This window comes from Acinetobacter sp. 1294596 (assembly GCF_000582925.1).
GTDB classification, from domain to species: Bacteria; Pseudomonadota; Gammaproteobacteria; order Pseudomonadales; family Moraxellaceae; genus Acinetobacter; species Acinetobacter radioresistens.
This window is the reverse complement of sequence record NZ_JFCC01000007.1, coordinates 87,145-104,997: the sequence shown is the minus strand read 5'-3', so window position 1 is coordinate 104,997 and position 17,853 is coordinate 87,145. Positions and strand designations below refer to the sequence as shown.

Annotated in this window: 16 protein-coding genes and 1 pseudogene; 5 read left to right on the top strand and 12 right to left on the bottom strand. The window is 42.7% G+C overall.

The window, feature by feature from the left end; all coding sequences use genetic code 11:
• A partial coding sequence (locus tag J502_RS16495; protein WP_033844983.1) for a helix-turn-helix domain-containing protein occupies positions 1-310 on the bottom strand: 310 nt, incomplete at its 3' end.
• Positions 311-491: 181 nt separating this feature from the next.
• Here J502_RS16495 and J502_RS04955 point away from each other — a divergent pair.
• The gene (locus J502_RS04955) at positions 492-2,063 is read left to right on the top strand and encodes a histidine-type phosphatase (protein WP_034683322.1); all 1,572 of its coding nucleotides are present in this window, start codon (positions 492-494) and stop codon (positions 2,061-2,063) included.
• A gap of 119 nt (positions 2,064-2,182) precedes the next feature.
• Here J502_RS04955 and purC read toward each other — a convergent pair.
• The 3 genes and pseudogenes from purC to dapA form a co-directional block, all read right to left on the bottom strand.
• Positions 2,183-2,901 (bottom strand): annotated as a pseudogene (gene purC / locus J502_RS04950) (phosphoribosylaminoimidazolesuccinocarboxamide synthase).
• Positions 2,902-2,936: 35 nt separating this feature from the next.
• Positions 2,937-3,545, bottom strand: a complete 609-nt coding sequence (locus J502_RS04945) for a hypothetical protein (RefSeq protein ID WP_005017707.1) — start codon at positions 3,543-3,545, stop codon at positions 2,937-2,939.
• 13 nt (positions 3,546-3,558) lie between these two features.
• Positions 3,559-4,455: a 4-hydroxy-tetrahydrodipicolinate synthase gene (dapA, locus tag J502_RS04940; RefSeq protein WP_005017708.1), complete on the bottom strand. Its 897-nt coding sequence runs from the start codon at positions 4,453-4,455 to the stop codon at positions 3,559-3,561.
• A gap of 708 nt (positions 4,456-5,163) precedes the next feature.
• Here dapA and mhpT point away from each other — a divergent pair.
• From mhpT to J502_RS04925, 3 genes are all read left to right on the top strand, one after another.
• Positions 5,164-6,366: a 3-(3-hydroxy-phenyl)propionate transporter MhpT gene (mhpT, locus tag J502_RS04935; protein ID WP_034683320.1), complete on the top strand. Its 1,203-nt coding sequence runs from the start codon at positions 5,164-5,166 to the stop codon at positions 6,364-6,366.
• A 145-nt stretch (positions 6,367-6,511) separates the two neighbouring features.
• Positions 6,512-7,156, top strand: a complete 645-nt coding sequence (pncA, locus tag J502_RS04930; protein WP_005017712.1) for a bifunctional nicotinamidase/pyrazinamidase — start codon at positions 6,512-6,514, stop codon at positions 7,154-7,156.
• A 118-nt stretch (positions 7,157-7,274) separates the two neighbouring features.
• Positions 7,275-8,237, top strand: a complete 963-nt coding sequence (locus tag J502_RS04925) for a bile acid:sodium symporter family protein (protein WP_005017714.1) — start codon at positions 7,275-7,277, stop codon at positions 8,235-8,237.
• Positions 8,238-8,593: 356 nt separating this feature from the next.
• Here J502_RS04925 and J502_RS04920 read toward each other — a convergent pair whose 3' ends face one another.
• Complete coding sequence (locus tag J502_RS04920; protein WP_034683317.1) at positions 8,594-10,006, bottom strand: aminotransferase-like domain-containing protein; 1,413 nt, start codon at positions 10,004-10,006, stop codon at positions 8,594-8,596.
• 112 nt (positions 10,007-10,118) lie between these two features.
• On the opposite strand from J502_RS04920, the gene J502_RS04915 reads away from it, so the two are divergent.
• The gene (locus J502_RS04915; RefSeq protein WP_005017716.1) at positions 10,119-11,027 is read left to right on the top strand and encodes a DMT family transporter; all 909 of its coding nucleotides are present in this window, start codon (positions 10,119-10,121) and stop codon (positions 11,025-11,027) included.
• 75 nt (positions 11,028-11,102) lie between these two features.
• Here J502_RS04915 and glmS read toward each other — a convergent pair whose 3' ends face one another.
• From glmS to ribBA, 7 genes are read right to left on the bottom strand one after another with little or no spacing between them, the layout of a single operon-like run.
• Complete coding sequence (gene glmS / locus J502_RS04910; protein WP_005017717.1) at positions 11,103-12,941, bottom strand: glutamine--fructose-6-phosphate transaminase (isomerizing); 1,839 nt, start codon at positions 12,939-12,941, stop codon at positions 11,103-11,105.
• An 11-nt stretch (positions 12,942-12,952) separates the two neighbouring features.
• Entirely contained in the window at positions 12,953-14,317 is a 1,365-nt protein-coding gene (glmU, locus tag J502_RS04905; protein WP_005017718.1) for a bifunctional UDP-N-acetylglucosamine diphosphorylase/glucosamine-1-phosphate N-acetyltransferase GlmU, read from the bottom strand.
• A gap of 21 nt (positions 14,318-14,338) precedes the next feature.
• Positions 14,339-14,815, bottom strand: coding sequence for a phosphatidylglycerophosphatase A family protein (locus J502_RS04900; RefSeq protein ID WP_005404828.1), 477 nt, complete (start codon positions 14,813-14,815; stop codon positions 14,339-14,341).
• A 22-nt stretch (positions 14,816-14,837) separates the two neighbouring features.
• Positions 14,838-15,755: a thiamine-phosphate kinase gene (gene thiL / locus J502_RS04895; protein ID WP_034683314.1), complete on the bottom strand. Its 918-nt coding sequence runs from the start codon at positions 15,753-15,755 to the stop codon at positions 14,838-14,840.
• 12 nt (positions 15,756-15,767) lie between these two features.
• On the bottom strand, positions 15,768-16,217 hold the full coding sequence (nusB, locus tag J502_RS04890; protein WP_005017726.1) for a transcription antitermination factor NusB: 450 nt from the start codon (positions 16,215-16,217) through the stop codon (positions 15,768-15,770).
• Between the two features lie 3 nt (positions 16,218-16,220).
• Positions 16,221-16,691, bottom strand: coding sequence for a 6,7-dimethyl-8-ribityllumazine synthase (ribH, locus tag J502_RS04885; RefSeq protein ID WP_005017729.1), 471 nt, complete (start codon positions 16,689-16,691; stop codon positions 16,221-16,223).
• A gap of 11 nt (positions 16,692-16,702) precedes the next feature.
• Positions 16,703-17,824: a bifunctional 3,4-dihydroxy-2-butanone-4-phosphate synthase/GTP cyclohydrolase II gene (gene ribBA, locus J502_RS04880; RefSeq protein WP_034683312.1), complete on the bottom strand. Its 1,122-nt coding sequence runs from the start codon at positions 17,822-17,824 to the stop codon at positions 16,703-16,705.
• Positions 17,825-17,853 lie beyond the last annotated feature (29 nt).

Sequence of the window (17,853 nt, the reverse complement as noted above, 5' to 3'; positions counted from 1 at the left end):
AACGCTTTGCTATTTGCTGAGGAGACCATAAACAACGGATCGCTTCAACAATAAATTTCCAGAGGATTGAATCGATTTTGAGTTTTCTGTGACCACGTCTACGTCTAGCGAAGGTGTTATCAGAAGCATATCGAGCTTGATAAACGTCATTGATGCTATTTCTTTTAAGCTCACGATAGATCGTACTAGGATGTCTTTTAATGAGTTCAGCAAATTTTCTGGCTGAAAAGCCTTCTTTTCTTGACTCAAGCATTAATGCAGTACGATCTTCAAAGTTAAGATGATGGTATGACAATTTTATATACTCCATAAACCCTTTAAATTAATTAGGTGGTTTATGTCGCACTTCAAGTTTTACTCTGCCCTATTCACCCAATTATAAAACAATTAACAGAATATTCTAGTAGAGATCCTCTTTTAAAATTAGTAATAAAATTGACATAACATTAAATTATTATACCCAGCATTTCCTTATCTATTATTTGAATTATATGAATAAAATATTTAAAATCAGTATATTAGCTTTAAATTTATTTATAGTTGCCTGTAACGATGAAACCAGTAATAATTTAGTCATACCACCTTCAAATCATACTGAGTCAAAATATTATCAAACTAAAACCCCTTATCAGCCACAACAGGATTTAAAAAGTTACGAGCCAGTTCCTTCAGGCTTTCAGCCTGTTTTTACAGAAATGGTTGCACGTCATGGATCAAGGGGATTATCAAGCCTTAAGTATGATCTAGCCTTATATCATTTATGGAAACAGGCGAAAGCAGAAAATGCCTTAACTCCTTTAGGGGAACAACTGGGTAAAGACCTGGAAACTATGATGCAAGCTAATATACTTTTAGGCTATGGGGTAGAAGGTATTCGCCAGTTTGGTTATGGTAATGAAACTGTGACAGGTATTTTGGAACATCGTGGAATTGCTGACCGGTTACTGCAGCGTTTACCAAACTTGTTTAATCAGGATGCTTCAATCTGGATACAAAGTTCTGGAGTGGACCGGGCAGTCGATAGTGCAAAATTTTTCACAGCTGAATTAATTCAGCAGCGAAGTGAGCTTAAAAATAAAATAGAACCTGACTCCTATACCAGTCTGACCAGTACTATTTCTCCTACCATTGAAGAAGGTGGAGTCGACCGCTTCAAGCTTTATTTTCACCGCTTAAATGCAGAGGAAGATTTAATTAAAGCACTTAACCCTCATCAACAGGAAATTTATGAGGCGAGTCAGACCTATCAACAGTTTGAAGAAAATAATGATGACTTGAACAAGAAACTTGATGAATTATCTAACCATACTCAGGCTGAGGCAGTTGCATTAACTGTACTCGAACCCATCTTTAAGGCAGATTTTATTCGAAAGCTCGGTTTACCTGACTATATTTTCAGTAATACAGGCTCATTTACGGTCACTACTCCTGCAGGGGAGCAAGTTACAGAAAAGGGTAAGGGTAAAAATACAATCGCAAGCACGGTAGATGCTGCAGCTTATCTGTATGAGCTTTATTCGATTTCAGGTGGAATGCAAAGTGAATTACGAGGAACAGACTTTGCTAAATACATGCCTTTAAATGCTGCCAGGTTTTACGCTGAATTTAATGATGCTCATGACTTTTATGAAAAAGGACCAAGCTTTTTAGAATCAAATCAGGTAACAAGTAAAATAGCATATGGCCTAAAACAGGATTTATTTCAACAAGCTGATCAGGTTATCGAGAAAACACAACCTTATAAAGCTGTTTTACGTTTTGCCCATGCAGAAATTATTATTCCGCTTGCGACCAGTCTTGATCTGCATAGTATGATGCAACCTTTAGCCCTGCATCAGACTTATAGTTATGCTACCAGCACATGGCGGGGCGAAACAGTTTCACCTATGGCCACCAATATACAGTGGGATATTTATCAAAATCCTCAAGGCCATACGCTAGTAAAAATGCTTTATAACGAAAAAGAAACTTTATTTAAACCAGCTTGCAATTATGCACGTTACCAACCCACAAGTTTTTATTATGATTATCAAAAATTAAAACAGTGTTATCAGAGCCGTTAAATTACTGGGTAAAAAATTATACTTATCTGAATAATAAATCCATGATTGAAGTGTGCAAACATAATACTATTAAATTAAAAAACCGGACTCTATGTCCGGTTTTTTAATTTACTGCTATCTCAGATATCAGATAGATCAATACCTAAACGTGCGGCTACTTCTTCATAGGCCTCAACAACACCTCCTAATCCCTGACGGAAACGGTCTTTGTCGAGTTTTTTCTTGGTATCCTTATCCCATAGACGGCAGCCATCTGGAGAGAACTCGTCACCAAGTACTATACGGTCATGGAACACACCAAATTCAAGCTTGAAATCTACCAGAAGCATATTGCCCTGAGCAAACAGGTCTTTTAGAACTTCATTTACTTTATAGGTAAGAACCTTCATCTGTTCCAGCTGCTCCGCAGTAGCCCAGCTCAAGGCAATTGCCTGAGACTCGTTTACCATTGGATCGCCTAAACCATCATCTTTAAAGAACAGTTCAAAGGTAGGTGGATTAAGTTCCTTACCTTCTTCGATACCTAGACGACGACATAATGAACCTGCAGCATAATTACGGATCACACATTCTACCGGAATCATTTTCAGTTTCTTGACCAGAACTTCTGTAGGTGAAAGCAGCTTCTCGAAATGAGTTTCGATCCCGGCAGCAGCGAGTTTTTCCATGATAAAGGCGTTAAAACGGTTATTCACCTTGCCCTTACGATCTAGTTGTTCGATTTTTTCGCCATTGAACGCAGAGGCATATCACGAAAGACTAAAATCAGATGGTCGGCAGAATCTGTTTCATATACAGATTTCGCTTTACCCGTATAAAGCAAGGTTTGTTTTAACATGGAGGAACCTTTTTACAAAAAAATGCCTAGTACGACTAGGCTGGCCAATTTTGGTAAATCTGAGCTAACAGCTCTGCAGCCTGCTGTGGATCTGCAAAACTATTATCGGCATTAAACACAGCAAGTGTATGACTTGCACCTACGGAGGTTAGTCTTAAAACATATGTCCGGTTATCAGCTTTAATAGTGGCTTCATGACCATTTTTACTCTGGCCAACTACGCTATAGTTAAGGCTGCTCAGCGTGGCAAGGGTGTATTGCCAGATCGTTGCCGAGTTACCCTCAATTTTAAGTAACGGATTGCGGTTACCATCCATCACTACTTGAGGACGCCCAGTTTCAGTCACATTCTGAGCTGTAGCAGACTGATTTGCACCTTGCTGAGCTGATTCTGGACGAGGCAAAGCAAAACGGTTGCCCCGCTTATTTTCAAGTTTAGGCGCATTATCAATGGCGAGCTGTTCAACTGTAGGTGCCGGATACAGCGGCGTAACTGGTCGTACCAGAGAACCTTCAGGATATTTAAGTGGTTCTAGTGTGGTTGTATTTTTATAGTCAAGAGAACCATTATTGATGCTCATGGAACTGCAACCAGCCAGACTCAAGGCTGAAAGGGTCAGGGCTAAACCAATACGTAACTGCATAATCTTTGTGCTCTTATTCAAGTATACCCGCTGCTTTGAGGGCATCACGCAGTGGGGTGCGATACTGTTCTGCAAGTGGGGTCAGCGGCAAGCGAATACCAGTGCCAATCAGACCCATTTCATGAAGAGCCCATTTCACAGGAATTGGATTCGATTCACAAAATAGAATGTTATGTAAATTTGATACTTTATTGTTAAGTTCAAGAGCTAAAGTCTTATCTCCCTTGATTGCAGCTGCACAGATTTCACTCATGATCTTAGGTGCAATATTGGCAGTTACAGAAATATTCCCCTGAGCCCCGCCATGAATCAGCTCGCATGCTGTAGCATCATCACCTGAATATACTGAAATCTTGTTTTTCAGCCCTTCGATCAGTTTGCAGCCCCGCATAATATCGCCGGTAGCATCTTTAATACCAACAATCTGTGGAAGATCGGCTAGACGGATTACAGTTTCATTCTGCATGTCTACACCAGTACGACCTGGTACATTATACAAAATCTGTGGTAAATCGACAGCTTCAGCAATCGCTTTATAATGTTGATAAAGACCTTCTTGTGTCGGTTTATTATAATAAGGAGTCACCAGCAGGGCAGCATCTGCACCCAGTTCCTTGGCTTCTTTAGTCAGTTCGATGGCTTCGCGTGTTGAGTTCGCACCAGTGCCGGCAATAATAGGAATACGTTTGTTGGCCACACGAATGATTTCTTTGATCACCTGTGTATGTTCAGCCATACTTAAAGTCGATGCTTCACCTGTTGTGCCAACAGCAACAATGCTGTTAGTGCCTTGTTCTATGTGCCACTCAACCAGCTTCTCAAGACCCTTCCAATCTACGCTACCATCTTCAAACATTGGGGTGACAATGGCGACAATTGAGCCTTGAATGGTCTGTGCTTGCTGAGTCATTTTAAAAAAATATCCTTGTTGTCCATCCGGATAGTTTAAGAATTAAGTGTCTGGATGGTTGCAGTATTTTGAGTGTAAGCAAAATATGAACAGGCGTAGCCCATTGCATAATGCTTATGCAAATTATGACTGAACATCTGGTGAAGAACAATATACTTTCGCCAAAGCGATGAAAAACTTTGATGAAACATATTCAGGCGACCAAAAATTTTTAATTTCCAGTCTGATAATGAATTGAACCGAATTATTTTAATTTAGAAAACCTGTAGTTCAGGACAGTGAAATGACCAGGTAAATCATCAAATATTAAAATTAATAGTCTGGAGAGCCAGAAAGATAAAAATCACCTGATTAAGAGCTAATTGTGATGAGCTTATAGAGGAATATAATAAAAAAATTTTAAAATCTGATGTACTAAAACTACTCAAAAAATAATAAGTTATTGGTTTCAGCTATCAGAAAATCAGTAGAAGTTAGTCTAAAAATTAAAAAAATATAGTATTTACAGCTCTATTGTTGAGTTTTTTAGTCAGTATTATTTGCCAGTTATTGTTTTTATCACTATCTCAGTATTTTTATATTAGAAGAAAAGTCCAGTAATTAATAAAAAAAATAGAAATTTCTAGAATTTATGGCTAGTTATATTAAATGTTGGCCTTCTGGATGATGTGAGGCTAAGTCATCACCTCTACTTTAAGGATACGCTAGATGGGTGGATCAAATAAAAAGCATTCCATTATTACGGTGGTTATCTGTTTTTTAATTGCTGTCATTGAAGGGCTAGATATTCAGGCTGCGGGAATTGCAGCTGCCGGTATCCGTGAACATTTTAGGCTAGATAGCTCACAGTTAGGCATATTTTTTAGTGCAGGTATTCTGGGGCTGTTACCGGACGCATTAATTGGGGGACGTTATGCGGACCAGATTGGCCGTAAAAAAGTTCTGATCTGGTCAGTTGCAACCTTTGCGGTATTTACTTTATGTACGGTATGGGTCAACAGTTTCTATAGCCTGCTATTGGTACGGTTGCTGGCAGGTGCAGGGCTCGGCGCGGCTATGCCGAATCTGATTACTCTGGCTTCAGAAGCCGTGAGTCCTGCCCAGCGTGGCCATGCTGTAGGTTTAATGTATTGCGGTATGCCGGTCGGCGCTGCCGCACTATCCTATATCGCCAGTCTGGAGTTTGGAGCTGACTGGAAAAATATTTTCTACTTGGGTGGATTGCTACCGATTATTGTTATTCCGATCATGGTTAAATTTTTGCCAGAATCACATGAATTTTTGCAATCCCGACAATTACAACCCCGAATCGAAATACCAAATTCATTTAAACCACTGTTCAACCAAGAAAATTTATTACGGACTTTGCTGGTATGGGGCAGTTATTTTTTGACCCTGATGGTGGTGTATATCATGTTAAGCTGGTTACCGTCCCTGTTTATGGAACTCGGTTTCTCGCGTAAAGAAGGCAGCACTGCACAGTTCTTCTTCATGGTCGCAGCTACCGTTGGTACAATTATTCTGGGTATTTTGACAGATCGCTGGAAAAAAGCCTATGTCATACTCCTCATGTATGGCGGTATTGCTGCCGGGCTGTTTAGTTTAAGTGCAGCGGGTTCCTTGCAGCAGATGTACTGGGCAGCTGCTTTAACTGGTGCTTTTGTCATTGGTTGCCAAGGGGTACTGTATGCGTTTGGCAGTATTGTTTATCCGACTAATATCCGGGCTAGTGGAGTAGGTATGGCATCTGCTGTAGGACGGGTTGGAGCTATGCTTGGGCCAGCAATTGCAGGTCAGTTGCTATCTGCCGGTTTTGGTGCTGTTGGAGTCATTTCTGCAGCTATTCCCTGTATTATTATTTCAGCAATACTCATGTTGTTGTTAGTACGTCGCTTGCCTGCACAGACCTGAATCTGATCACTTAAAAGCCTGCATCTGTCGGGCTTTTTTATTGGTGTGACGAGAAAACCACAGAAATTTAATTTGTCTGGTTAAACTGTACTGAAACCACGCTACACTATTTTGATTTTTAGATACAGCTTAGAGGAGCTACCGCATGCTTCCGCAAAACAGTGCTTTGATTATTGTCGATGTGCAAAATGGTTTTTGTCCCGGTGGCAATCTGGCAGTCAATGGGGCGGACCAGATTATTCCGCTAATTAACCGGCTGGCTCAAAAGTTTAAAAATATTATTCTGACTCAGGACTGGCATCCGGAAAATCATGTTTCATTTGCAAAAAACCATATAAATAAAAAGCCTTATGACAGTATTGAGCTAGCTTACGGGACACAAGTACTGTGGCCGGCACATTGTGTTCAAGGCACTGACGATGCTGAATTACATCCCTTGCTTAATGTTCCAGCTGCACAGCTAGTAATCCGAAAAGGATTTCATCCTGACATTGACAGCTACTCAGCTTTTCTGGAAGCAGACCAGGAAACTGTAACCGGTCTGGCAGGTTATTTAAAAGAACGCCGAATTGATACAGTATATATTGCAGGGATTGCTACAGACTTCTGTGTGGCCTGGACAGCAATGGATGCACGTCAATTCGGTTTTAATACTTTTGTAATTGAAGATGCCACCAAGGCAATTGATCTTGAGGGTTCACTTGAACAAGCTTGGCAGCAGATGCTGGATAGGGGCGTACAGCGTATCCAATCAGATGATTTATTTAAAGTCACAGTTCAAGATGAGTGATGTGCTCAAAGAATATGGCAGAATGGGTATTCAAACCCGCTTACCTCAACAGAAAAAGAATATTTTTATAGTAAAACTTTAAAGTTTGATTTTCTCTGTCAATACATGGATGAATTTTATGGCTGCCTTGTTACGCTTGACCCAGTTTATTCAGAAAACTTTTGCATTATGGGTTGTCCTGTTTGCAGGGGTTGCCTTATTAGTGCCTGAGGCTTTTGTCTGGCTCAAGGCCTATATTACCTGGATGCTGGGTATTATTATGTTTGGCATGGGCATGACCATGACACCAAATGATTTTAAAAGCGTATTACAAAGCCCAAAAGCAGTAATCATTGGAGTAGCTGCCCAGTTCGTAGTCATGCCGGGCCTGGCTTTTATTTTATGTAAATTATTCCAGTTACCGCCTGAAATTGCCATTGGCGTCATTCTGGTCGGATGTTGCCCGGGAGGTACAGCTTCTAATGTAATTACTTATATGGCCAAGGGCAATACGGCGTTATCAGTAGCCTGTACCTCGGTATCTACCTTATTGGCACCTATTTTTACACCAGCAATTTTTTATGTATTGGCCAGCCAGTGGATTGAAATTAATGCTGCTTCAATGCTGGTTTCTATTTTGCAGGTGGTGCTATTTCCAATACTGCTAGGGCTCATTGTCCGTAGCTTACTTAAGCAAAAGGTAGAACAGTATATTCAGGTCATGCCTCTGGTTTCAGTGGTTGCTATTGTGGCCATTGTGGCTGCGATCATTGGCGGCAGCAAGGCTTCTATACTGGAATCCGGGTTAATGATTCTAGGAGTAGTCATGCTGCATAATACCTTGGGATATTTGTTGGGATTCTGGGCCAGTCGCCTGTTTAAGTTACCTTATGCAGACAGTAAAGCGGTGGCAATCGAGGTTGGTATGCAGAATTCAGGACTGGGTGTTGCACTTGCCGCCGTACATTTTGCTGCTTCACCAGTTACAGCAGTACCAAGTGCCATCTTTAGCCTCTGGCATAATATTTCCGGCCCGGCATTGGCAACTTACTGGGCCAGCCGAACTCGGCAGGAAGTAGCGCCACAGCGGCATGAGGAATAAATCTGGTTGTATCTAAACTGTGAACCCAGCTTTTCTCAGAGATGATTATTTAAAGTGCTAGAGTGGTAGTGTTCAATAAGAGTTCGCAATATTAATGCGCTTCAGCCGGTATAATATAAAATTTGGCTAGCCTTAAACCACCAGATGAAACAGGTACAACTTATAGTCTTCACCCGGCCATACCATATAGCGAGCGATAATATTGGAAAATAGACATTACGTATAATCTTGAAAATTCATGATTATTAAAGCTGTCAGCGGTACAACTATAACTGATCACCTAGAGACTAACTTTCCTAATCGGCTTATAGGATGGATATACAAGACGTCTATACTAATCAGGAATAATCCTGCAGTTAAATGTCGGTGCTGCCAGCTCTGGATTGTTTGTTTAAGACTTTCTCCAGGATCTGGTAGATTTTCTTATGATTGGACTGTGCCACATTAAATCTTAGAAACTGGTTAGCGGTTGGTGATGAGCTGAATGCTCCGCCTGGTGCGAGAATTACGCCGTGTTTGAGCGAATCTTTAGAAATTTTATCCGCCTGATAGCCCGCAGGTAACTGGCACCAGAGAAACATACCTGCTTTAGGTAACAACCAAGGGTGAATATCCAGTTTTTTTAAGTTTCCTGCGGTTTTACTCATAGCCTCTGCCAGATGCAGGCGCAGCCAGTCAAGATGCTTGCGGTAGGCTGAATCTGTTAAGGCATGATAAATAATTTCAGTATTTAAATGATTGCTGTTAAAACAGGTAGCGATCTTAAGATCGATCAGGCGTTCAACCCATTCCGGTTTGGCAGCAATATAACCGCAGCGAATAGATGCTGACAGGGTTTTAGAAAAGCTGCCAATCTGTATTACCTGATGAAAACCATTTAATGCTGTATAACGGGGTGCCGGAATTAATTCAAGATCAGCAAAGATATCATCTTCTATGATAATCAGTTGAGCTGCCTCGGCCAGTTTGAGTATCTGGTATGCAGTAGAAATCGAGAGGCTGGCCCCGGTCGGGTTATGTATACCGGCATTGGTAATATAAAGTCGCGGCCGTTTAGCCAGTGCAGCTTGAAACGCTGCTATATCTGGACCCTGAGCTGTAAAAGGAACTGCTATAGTTTCGACTTTATGCACCTTGAGTAACGCGTGAAAGTTAAAATAGCAAGGATCATCAATCAGGACAACATCACCTGGATTTAAAAAGAGCCGACAGATCAGGTCGATTGACTGTGTACCGCTATCGGATAAAATTATCTGCTCAGGTAGACTGTATACCCCTGTCATCTCCATACGTCTGGCAATCAGATGGCGTAAGGGTGCATAACCGGCAGGTGTAGAATAGCTGACCAGACCATCAGGTTCAGTTCGTGAGGTTTTTCTCAATGCTTTTCGTAAAGCAGCTTCTGGCATCCAGTTTGCCGGCATCCAGCCACATCCTGGTTTAAGAGAATTTGGCTTTGCTTCAAGAGATTGCCGTGAGATCCAGAGCGGATCTATTTCCCGGGTCAAACAAGGTTCAACCGTATTTAAAGGATAAGCCCTGACCGACGAGCAAACAAAATAGCCCGCTCCGGCACGTGCTTCTATAAGTTCTTCCGTGACCAGCCGTTCATAAGCCTCTACAACGGTAGAGACCGAAAAATTAAATTTCTGGGCCATTGCCCGTACTGAAGGTAAGCGTGCCCCTGAGACCAGATGGCGGTTTGCCACTTTTTCACGCACACTTTGCATGACTATTTCTATTTTTGTTTTCTTTACATTATTTTCCATAACAGTGCCAATTTCTAGAGCAATACAGTATGTTTAAATTGTATGGGGCTGTATCTGTTAGTACAACTATAAGATGTCTTATAACACATCAACCGTTATAGGAAGATAGAGTATGTATAAGTCATCTAGAGGCTGGTTAAATGGGCTGATTGGCGTAATTATTTTTTCAGGCTCCCTGCCTGCAACCCGAGTCGCTGTAGCAGGTTTTACCCCAGAGTTTTTAACTGTTGCCCGTGCAGCAATTGCCGGATTGCTGGCCTTATTGGTCTTAAAAATATTGAAAGAGAAATGGCCTAAACGTACTCATGTGAGCTCTCTGGTAATTGTATCTTTAGGCGTTGTTATAGGTTTCCCTTTATGTACTGCACTTGCGTTGCAATATATTACTGCATCATATTCAATTGTCTTTATTGCTCTGCTACCCCTATCTACAGCTATTTTTGGTGTAATACGTAGTGAACAATGTCCTCAGCCTTTATTTTGGCTATTTGCACTTCTGGGGAGCAGTGGTGTCATGGGTTTTATGCTGCTTAAAGTACAGGGTGAAAATACCATGTCTGGAAACCTTTGGATGCTAGCTGCCATAACGGTTTGTGGACTGGGTTATGCTGAAGGAGGAAAACTGTCGAGACAGCTTGGCGGGTGGCAAGTAATTTCTTGGGCTTTGGTAATTTCTTTACCGCTTATGCTCATACTGAGTTATGTCTATCTACCACAAAGTTTTAGCCAGATTACTATTTCTGAGCTGCTGGCGCTGTTATATGTCGCTTTCTTTAGTATGTTTTTCGGTTTTATTTTCTGGTATCAAGGCTTGGCACAAGGCGGGGTACTGGCAGTAGGACAATTACAACTGCTACAACCGTTTTTAGGTTTAGGCTTGTCTGCTTGGTTGTTGAATGAAACCGTAAGCCCGATAATGTGGGGGATTTCACTCATGGTTGTCATTTGCGTAGCAGGAGCTAAAAAATTTTCGGTATATCCCTCGTCTACTAATTCTATAAACAATGTAAAACAATCTTAATTATGAAGATGATCATTTCTTTTAAATAATAAAAAAGAGAGCAATAAACTCTCTTTTTTATTATCAGGTATTAAATTATTCAACAGTAACGGACTTGGCTAAATTACGCGGCTGGTCCACATCAGTACCACGTAACACTGCAACATGGTAAGACAATAGCTGCACTGGAACACTATATACAATAGGTGCCAAGCAGGCAGTTACAGTAGGAATGCTGACCACATGCTGACGCTCTTTTTCCTGTATACCGCTGTTCTCATCTGCAAAAACAAATAATTCTCCACCACGTGCCTGTACTTCTTCCATATTCGATTTTAATTTATCGAGCATGTCATCTTGTGGCGCGAGAATAACTACTGGCATATCGTTATCTACCAATGCCAGTGGGCCGTGTTTTAATTCTCCTGCTGCGTAGCCTTCAGCATGGATATAGGAAATTTCTTTCAATTTAAGCGCGCCTTCTAGCGCGATCGGATAATGAATTCCCCGGCCTAAAAACAGACAATGCTGTTTTTCTACAAACAGCTCAGAGAGACGTAAAATCTCACTGTCATGTTGCAAGGTATCCAGTATTACTTTTGGACAGTGCCATAACTCTGCCGTAATCTCAGCAATCTGCTGAGCACTAATACTTTGCTTGACCTGACCGACTTTTAATATTAACAGCATTAATGCCGCCAGCTGGGTAGTGAAGGCCTTGGTTGAGGCGACACCAATTTCTGGCCCTGCTAAAGTCAGCAGATAATGATCTGTTTCACGTACCATTGATGAAGTTGCAACATTACAAATCGTCATGGTGGTAATAGGGATATTTTTCTCGGCAGCCCGTTTTTTGGTATCACGCAGGGCAGCAAGTGTGTCGGCAGTTTCACCAGACTGAGAAATACAGATATATAGGGTATTTGCTATAATTACCGGCGAACGATAACGGAATTCGCTGGCGATTTCGACTTGGCAGGACAGCCCGATAATCTGTTCAAACCAGTATTTGGCAATCATACCGGCATGATAGCTGGTGCCACAGGCAATAATCTGTACCTGCTGGATATTCTTGAAATCATTTTCAGCACTTTCCAGAAAATCTTCACGCAGGTGGTCACTATTTAGAGCCTGAGATATTGTCTGCTGAATCGCTTCCGGCTGCTCATAAATTTCTTTGAGCATATAGTGCTTATATTCACCTTTAGATGCATTGCTTACTGTAGCATCCAGCTCTTTTACCGGACGGTCAATACGCTGGCCATGAGCATAAACTTCAATACTGTTACGGGTGAGGCGTGCAATATCACCTTCTTCCAGATAGATAAAACGGTTAGTGATCGGAAGCAATGCCAGCTGGTCAGAGCTAATAAAGTTCTCGCCAATACCTACTCCAATCACAAGAGGTGAGCCTTCACGTACTGTAATTAACTCATCCGGATGATCAGTATGGATAATTCCCAGTGCATAGGCACCTTTTAACTGTGGAACCACCTGATTAACTGCTTCCAGCAGATTTGAGGTTGATTTAAGGGCATCATTAACCAGATGTGCCACTACTTCGGTATCGGTCTGTGAGGTGAAAACATAGCCGAGAGCTTCTAAGTCATCTTTGAGTTCCTGGTAATTCTCAATAATACCATTATGAACAACTGCAACATTACCAGAGATATGCGGGTGAGCATTATCTTCAGTCGGTTTACCATGAGTGGCCCAGCGCGTGTGAGCAATACCGACCGAACCGCTAATCTGGCTATCACGAACTGCTTCTTCCAGCATGGCTACTTTACCGACACGGCGTTCGCGTACAATCTGGCCATTATGCAGCAGGGCAACACCGGCTGAGTCATAACCCCGGTATTCAAGGCGTTTTAGGCCTTCAATTAAAATATTAATAATATTACGTTCAGCAACGCCACCAACAATACCGCACATAGTTTATTCCTCTATTTTTTAATTTTTTGTGGACGCTGATAGTTTTCTTTGGAGAGCTGTTTGGCACGTTCAAAAGCCAGAGAATAATCTTCAACATCACGGGTAATGACTGAGCCTGCACCAACTGTTGCGCCATTACCTATTCTGACCGGGGCAACCAGTGAGCTATTTGAACCGACAAAGGCCTCATTACCAATAATGGTTTTATGCTTGTTGGCACCATCATAATTACAGGTAATTGTGCCTGCACCAATATTGGAATTTTCGCCGACTTCAGCGTCCCCTAAATAAGTAAAATGATTGGCTTTCGAGCCTGTACCGATAGAGGTATTTTTCACTTCAACAAAATTACCAATATGTACATCATTGCCAAGTTTTGCGCCCGGACGAAGGCGGGCAAATGGCCCAATCTGGGTATTTTCACCCACTACCGCGTTTTCAAATACGCTATATGGCTGGACTTTGGTTCCAGCCGCAATTTTAGTATTTTTGAGAACACAGCCTGCGCCAATCTCGACAAAATCACCGAGTTCACAGTCGCCCTCAATAATGACATTAATATCAATTCGCACATCTTGGCCGGCTTTTAATGTTCCACGTAAATCAAAGCGTGAAGGATCAATCAAATGCACCCCTTGCTGCATAAGATCTTTCGCCTGCTGCTGCTGAAAATCGCGTTCCAGTGCAGAAAGTTGTAGGCGGTCATTTATTCCTTCAACTTCAAATGCCAGTTCTGGTTGAATTGATGCAATCTCCAGACCGTCTGCCACGGCCATCGCTACAATGTCAGTCAGGTAATATTCACCCTGTACATTGTCATTGGAAAGCTGCGGCAGCCACTGATGCAGCTTGGCATTACTAACACAATAAATACCGGTATTGATTTCATTAATCAGACGCTGCTCATCCGACGCATCTTTGTGCTCGACAATTGCCTGAATTTTGCCACTTTCACGTACAATTCGGCCATAACCTGCTGGTTTGTCTACAGTTAAAGTAATCATGCCAATACCGGTTTCTCTGGATGCCTCCAGCAGCTGTTCTAATGTCTGCTGGCGCACTAACGGCACATCACCATATAGAATCAGGGAAATACCTTCTTTAGGTAATACTGGTAGCGTCATTTGAACCGCATGTCCGGTTCCGAGCTGTTCTGCCTGTTCTACCCATTGAATTTTTTCTTCAACAAATGCATCTTGAACCAGTTGGCCACCATGGCCATAAATCGTAATAATATTTTCAGCTTGTAGTTTTTTTGCGGTCTCAATCACATGACCAAGCAATGGACGCCCTGCCAGAGGTTGTAAGACTTTAGGTAAATGGGAACGCATTCGGGTTCCTTTACCTGCCGCAAGAATAATAACGCTTGTAGACATGAGTAATCCTAAAAAATAGGGTTAAATCCTGGAAAAATATAAATAAATTAATATACAGAGTGCAGCCCAGATACCCGCGATAATATCATCAAGCATAATACCAAAGCCACCATGTACCCGGCGGTCAACTACCCGGATTGGCCAAGGCTTCCAGACATCGAACAAACGGAACAGGGCAAAACCGATAAGAACCCACAGCCAATTCATCTGACCTAGATACACCAGTGGTAAAAATGAAATAGACTGTCCAGCAAATTCATCCCAGACAATGCGGCCATCGTCATGTACACCCATGAGTTCAGCAGTACGCCCGCACAGATAAATACCTAGCAGTGACATCAGTACAATGATCAAGACACTGTTAAAAAAACCTAGTGCCAGCCAAGCGGGTATAAACAGCAAGGCAAAAGCAGAACCAAACGTACCCGGAGCCTTAGGTGCTAGACCTGAACCGAAACCTACGCCACAAAATACAATACAGCGCTGTGTCCAGGTCATCTGTTTAAATTTGATGGAAGGTTTATGCAAAATGTTGATATCCGTGAAACTGAAACGGATGGTCTATGCCATCTTTTTCAAAAGTTAAGCCGAGCCGCTCAGTAATATGCCCGATTTTGCTAATTTTTACATGACTTTGTTGTTGTAAAAGTTTTTCATAAGCTGTCGGACTCAGCGTAAAGCAAAGCTCATAGTCATCGCCACCAGCTAAGGCATACTGGAACTTTTCATTTAAAGAGAGCTGCTGTAGTACAGGATCAAGTGGCAGACACTCGAGTTCGATCTGTGCGCCTACATGCGATGCCTGTAAAATATGACCTAAATCCTGTGCCAGTCCGTCTGAAATATCGATCATGGCTGAGGCCATGCCTTTAAGCTGCTGGCCAAGTTCACAGCGTGGTGTTGGATAATCTAGCCGTTTTTGCAGAGGATGTCCGGGATGTTGCAGACCATAAGCTGCATCTCCAACCTGCCCACTTACACAGATATAATCACCTGCCTGGGCTCCGCTACGTGTAATGGCTTTTCCGGCTTCAACCCAGCCCAATGCAGTAATACTGATAGTTAGATGTGGACCCTGAGTGGTATCACCACCAATCAGGCTGACACCAAACTGCTGGCAGCAGTCAAATAGGCCTTGGCTAAAAGCCTGTAACCACTCGTGATCTACCTGTGGCAAAGTTAATGCCAGTAAAATACTGTGTGGTTTGGCACCCATGGCAGCAATATCAGAAAGATTTACCGCGACACTTTTCCAGCCAATGGCATGGGCAGAGGTCGAGAGCGGGAAATGACGGCCGGCCACGAGTGTATCAGCACAAATGACCAGTTGCTGGCCAGGAGGAGGGGAGACCAGAGCCGAGTCATCTCCAATACCTAAATCAACCTGACTATGATGATCACGGTTAAAGTAGGTCTGAATTAAGGAAAACTCGGCCATCGTCAACAGCTTTTATTCAGCTTGCTGTTTTTCTGCCGCACGCAGACTTTGTGCCAGACGGTCAAGTACACCATTAATGTATTTATGACTATCTGCACCACCAAAATGCTTGGCTAGTTCGATCGCTTCATCCAGTACGACCCGGTAAGGAATTTCAAGATGATCCCGTAGCTCGTAAGCGCCCAGACGTAACGTAGCCAGTTCTACACCATCAAGTGCACCAAGCTCACGGTCAAGTACCGGAACCAATAAGGTATCAAGTGCTTCATGCTGGGCAACAACTTGCGTAAGCAGCTCATGATAATAGCCAAGGTCGACCTTATGCATGGCATTTTCAGCACGGGTACGAGCTTCAATTTCATGCACTGGATTATGGCTCATTTGCCATTCATATATACCTTGTACAGCAAAACGGCGTGCTTTGCGTTTTGCTGCATAAGTTGCTTGAAGAGTTTGCGACATCTTTTAGATTGCCTTTAACAAGTTAACCATTTCAATAGCAGTCAGGGCAGCTTCGCTACCTTTATTACCTGCTTTTGTACCAGAGCGTTCAATTGCCTGTTCAATACTATCCGTAGTTAATACACCGTTGATCACTGGCAAGCCAGTATCTAGCCCAACTACGCCCAAGCCCTTGGCACATTCACCGGCTACAAAGTCAAAATGTGGTGTACTGCCGCGAATCACTGCGCCTAGCGCAATAATGGCATCAAATTTGTCTGTTGCAGCTAGTTTTTTTGCAACTACTGGCAGTTCCCAAGCACCCGGTGCGTGAACAACAGTAATATTCTCTTCAGATACACCATGACGTTTCAGTGTATCAATCGCACCTTCTAACAGATGTTCTACAACAAAACTGTTAAAACGGCCGACCAGAATCGCGTAACGGCCTTCGCTCGCGAGATGTAATAAACCTTCAATACGGCGAATCGCCATAGCAACCTCGATTATTTAACTAAAGTTTGATCTGCGGTGATATATTCCACCACTTCCAGATTAAAGCCGGACAGGGCATTAAAGCGTAATGGCGAGCTAAGTAGCTGCATTTTCTCTACCCCCAGATCCCGTAAAATTTGTGCCCCTACCCCAATAGTCTGATACTGCTGCGATAACGCTGCGTTCGATTTGATCGGTTTAGGCTTGTTCAGGCTTTCAAGCGCAGGGCCCAAGTCCTGCAAGTGACGCTGTCCGATCCAGACCAGTACACCACGTTCGCTATCAGCAATGGTTTTTAAGGCACGGTCCAGATTCCAGGCTGGCTCGCCTTCCTGCTTGTTCAGTTTCAGCAGATCACGAGCTGGATTAAAACCATGCACACGAACCGTAGTGACCCCTTCTTTAGGCTCACCTTTTACTAGCGCCAGATGAATATCCGGGTTACCGATTTCACGATAACGATACAGGTCAAAAGTTCCATATTCAGTGTCGATACTTTGCTGGTCAATACGTTCGATAGTCTGTTCATTGGTCATACGGTAATGAATCAGGTCTGCAATTGTACCGATTTTCAGTCCATATTTTTCAGCAAAAATTTCCAGATCCGGACGGCGTGCCATTGTACCGTCTTCTTTAATAATTTCACAAATGACTGAAGCCGGTTCCAGTCCTGCCAGTCTTGACAGATCGCAGCCTGCTTCTGTGTGTCCGGCGCGGTGCAAAACACCTCCCGGTTGAGCCATTAATGGAAAAATATGTCCTGGCTGGACAATATCACTTGGTTTGGCATGGGCAGCTACGGCAGTACGAATCGTATGAGCTCGTTCAGCTGCTGAAATACCGGTTGTGATACCCTCTGCCGCTTCAATGGACAGCGTAAAGTTTGTTCCGTGCTGGGCACCGTTAGAATCCACCATCAGTGGCAGATCTAACTGCTTGCAGCGTTCGCGGCTTAAAGTCAGACAAACCAAACCACGCGCATGCGTAATCATAAAATTAATATCTTCAGGGCGTACGTGCGTGGCGGCCATCACTAAATCGCCTTCATTTTCACGATCTTCATCATCCATCAGGATGACCATTTTTCCTGCACGGATATCTGCAACGAGCTCTTCTACAGTATTGAGCGGCATCTATCTAGACCCTCTTTTTTTGTCTTGCT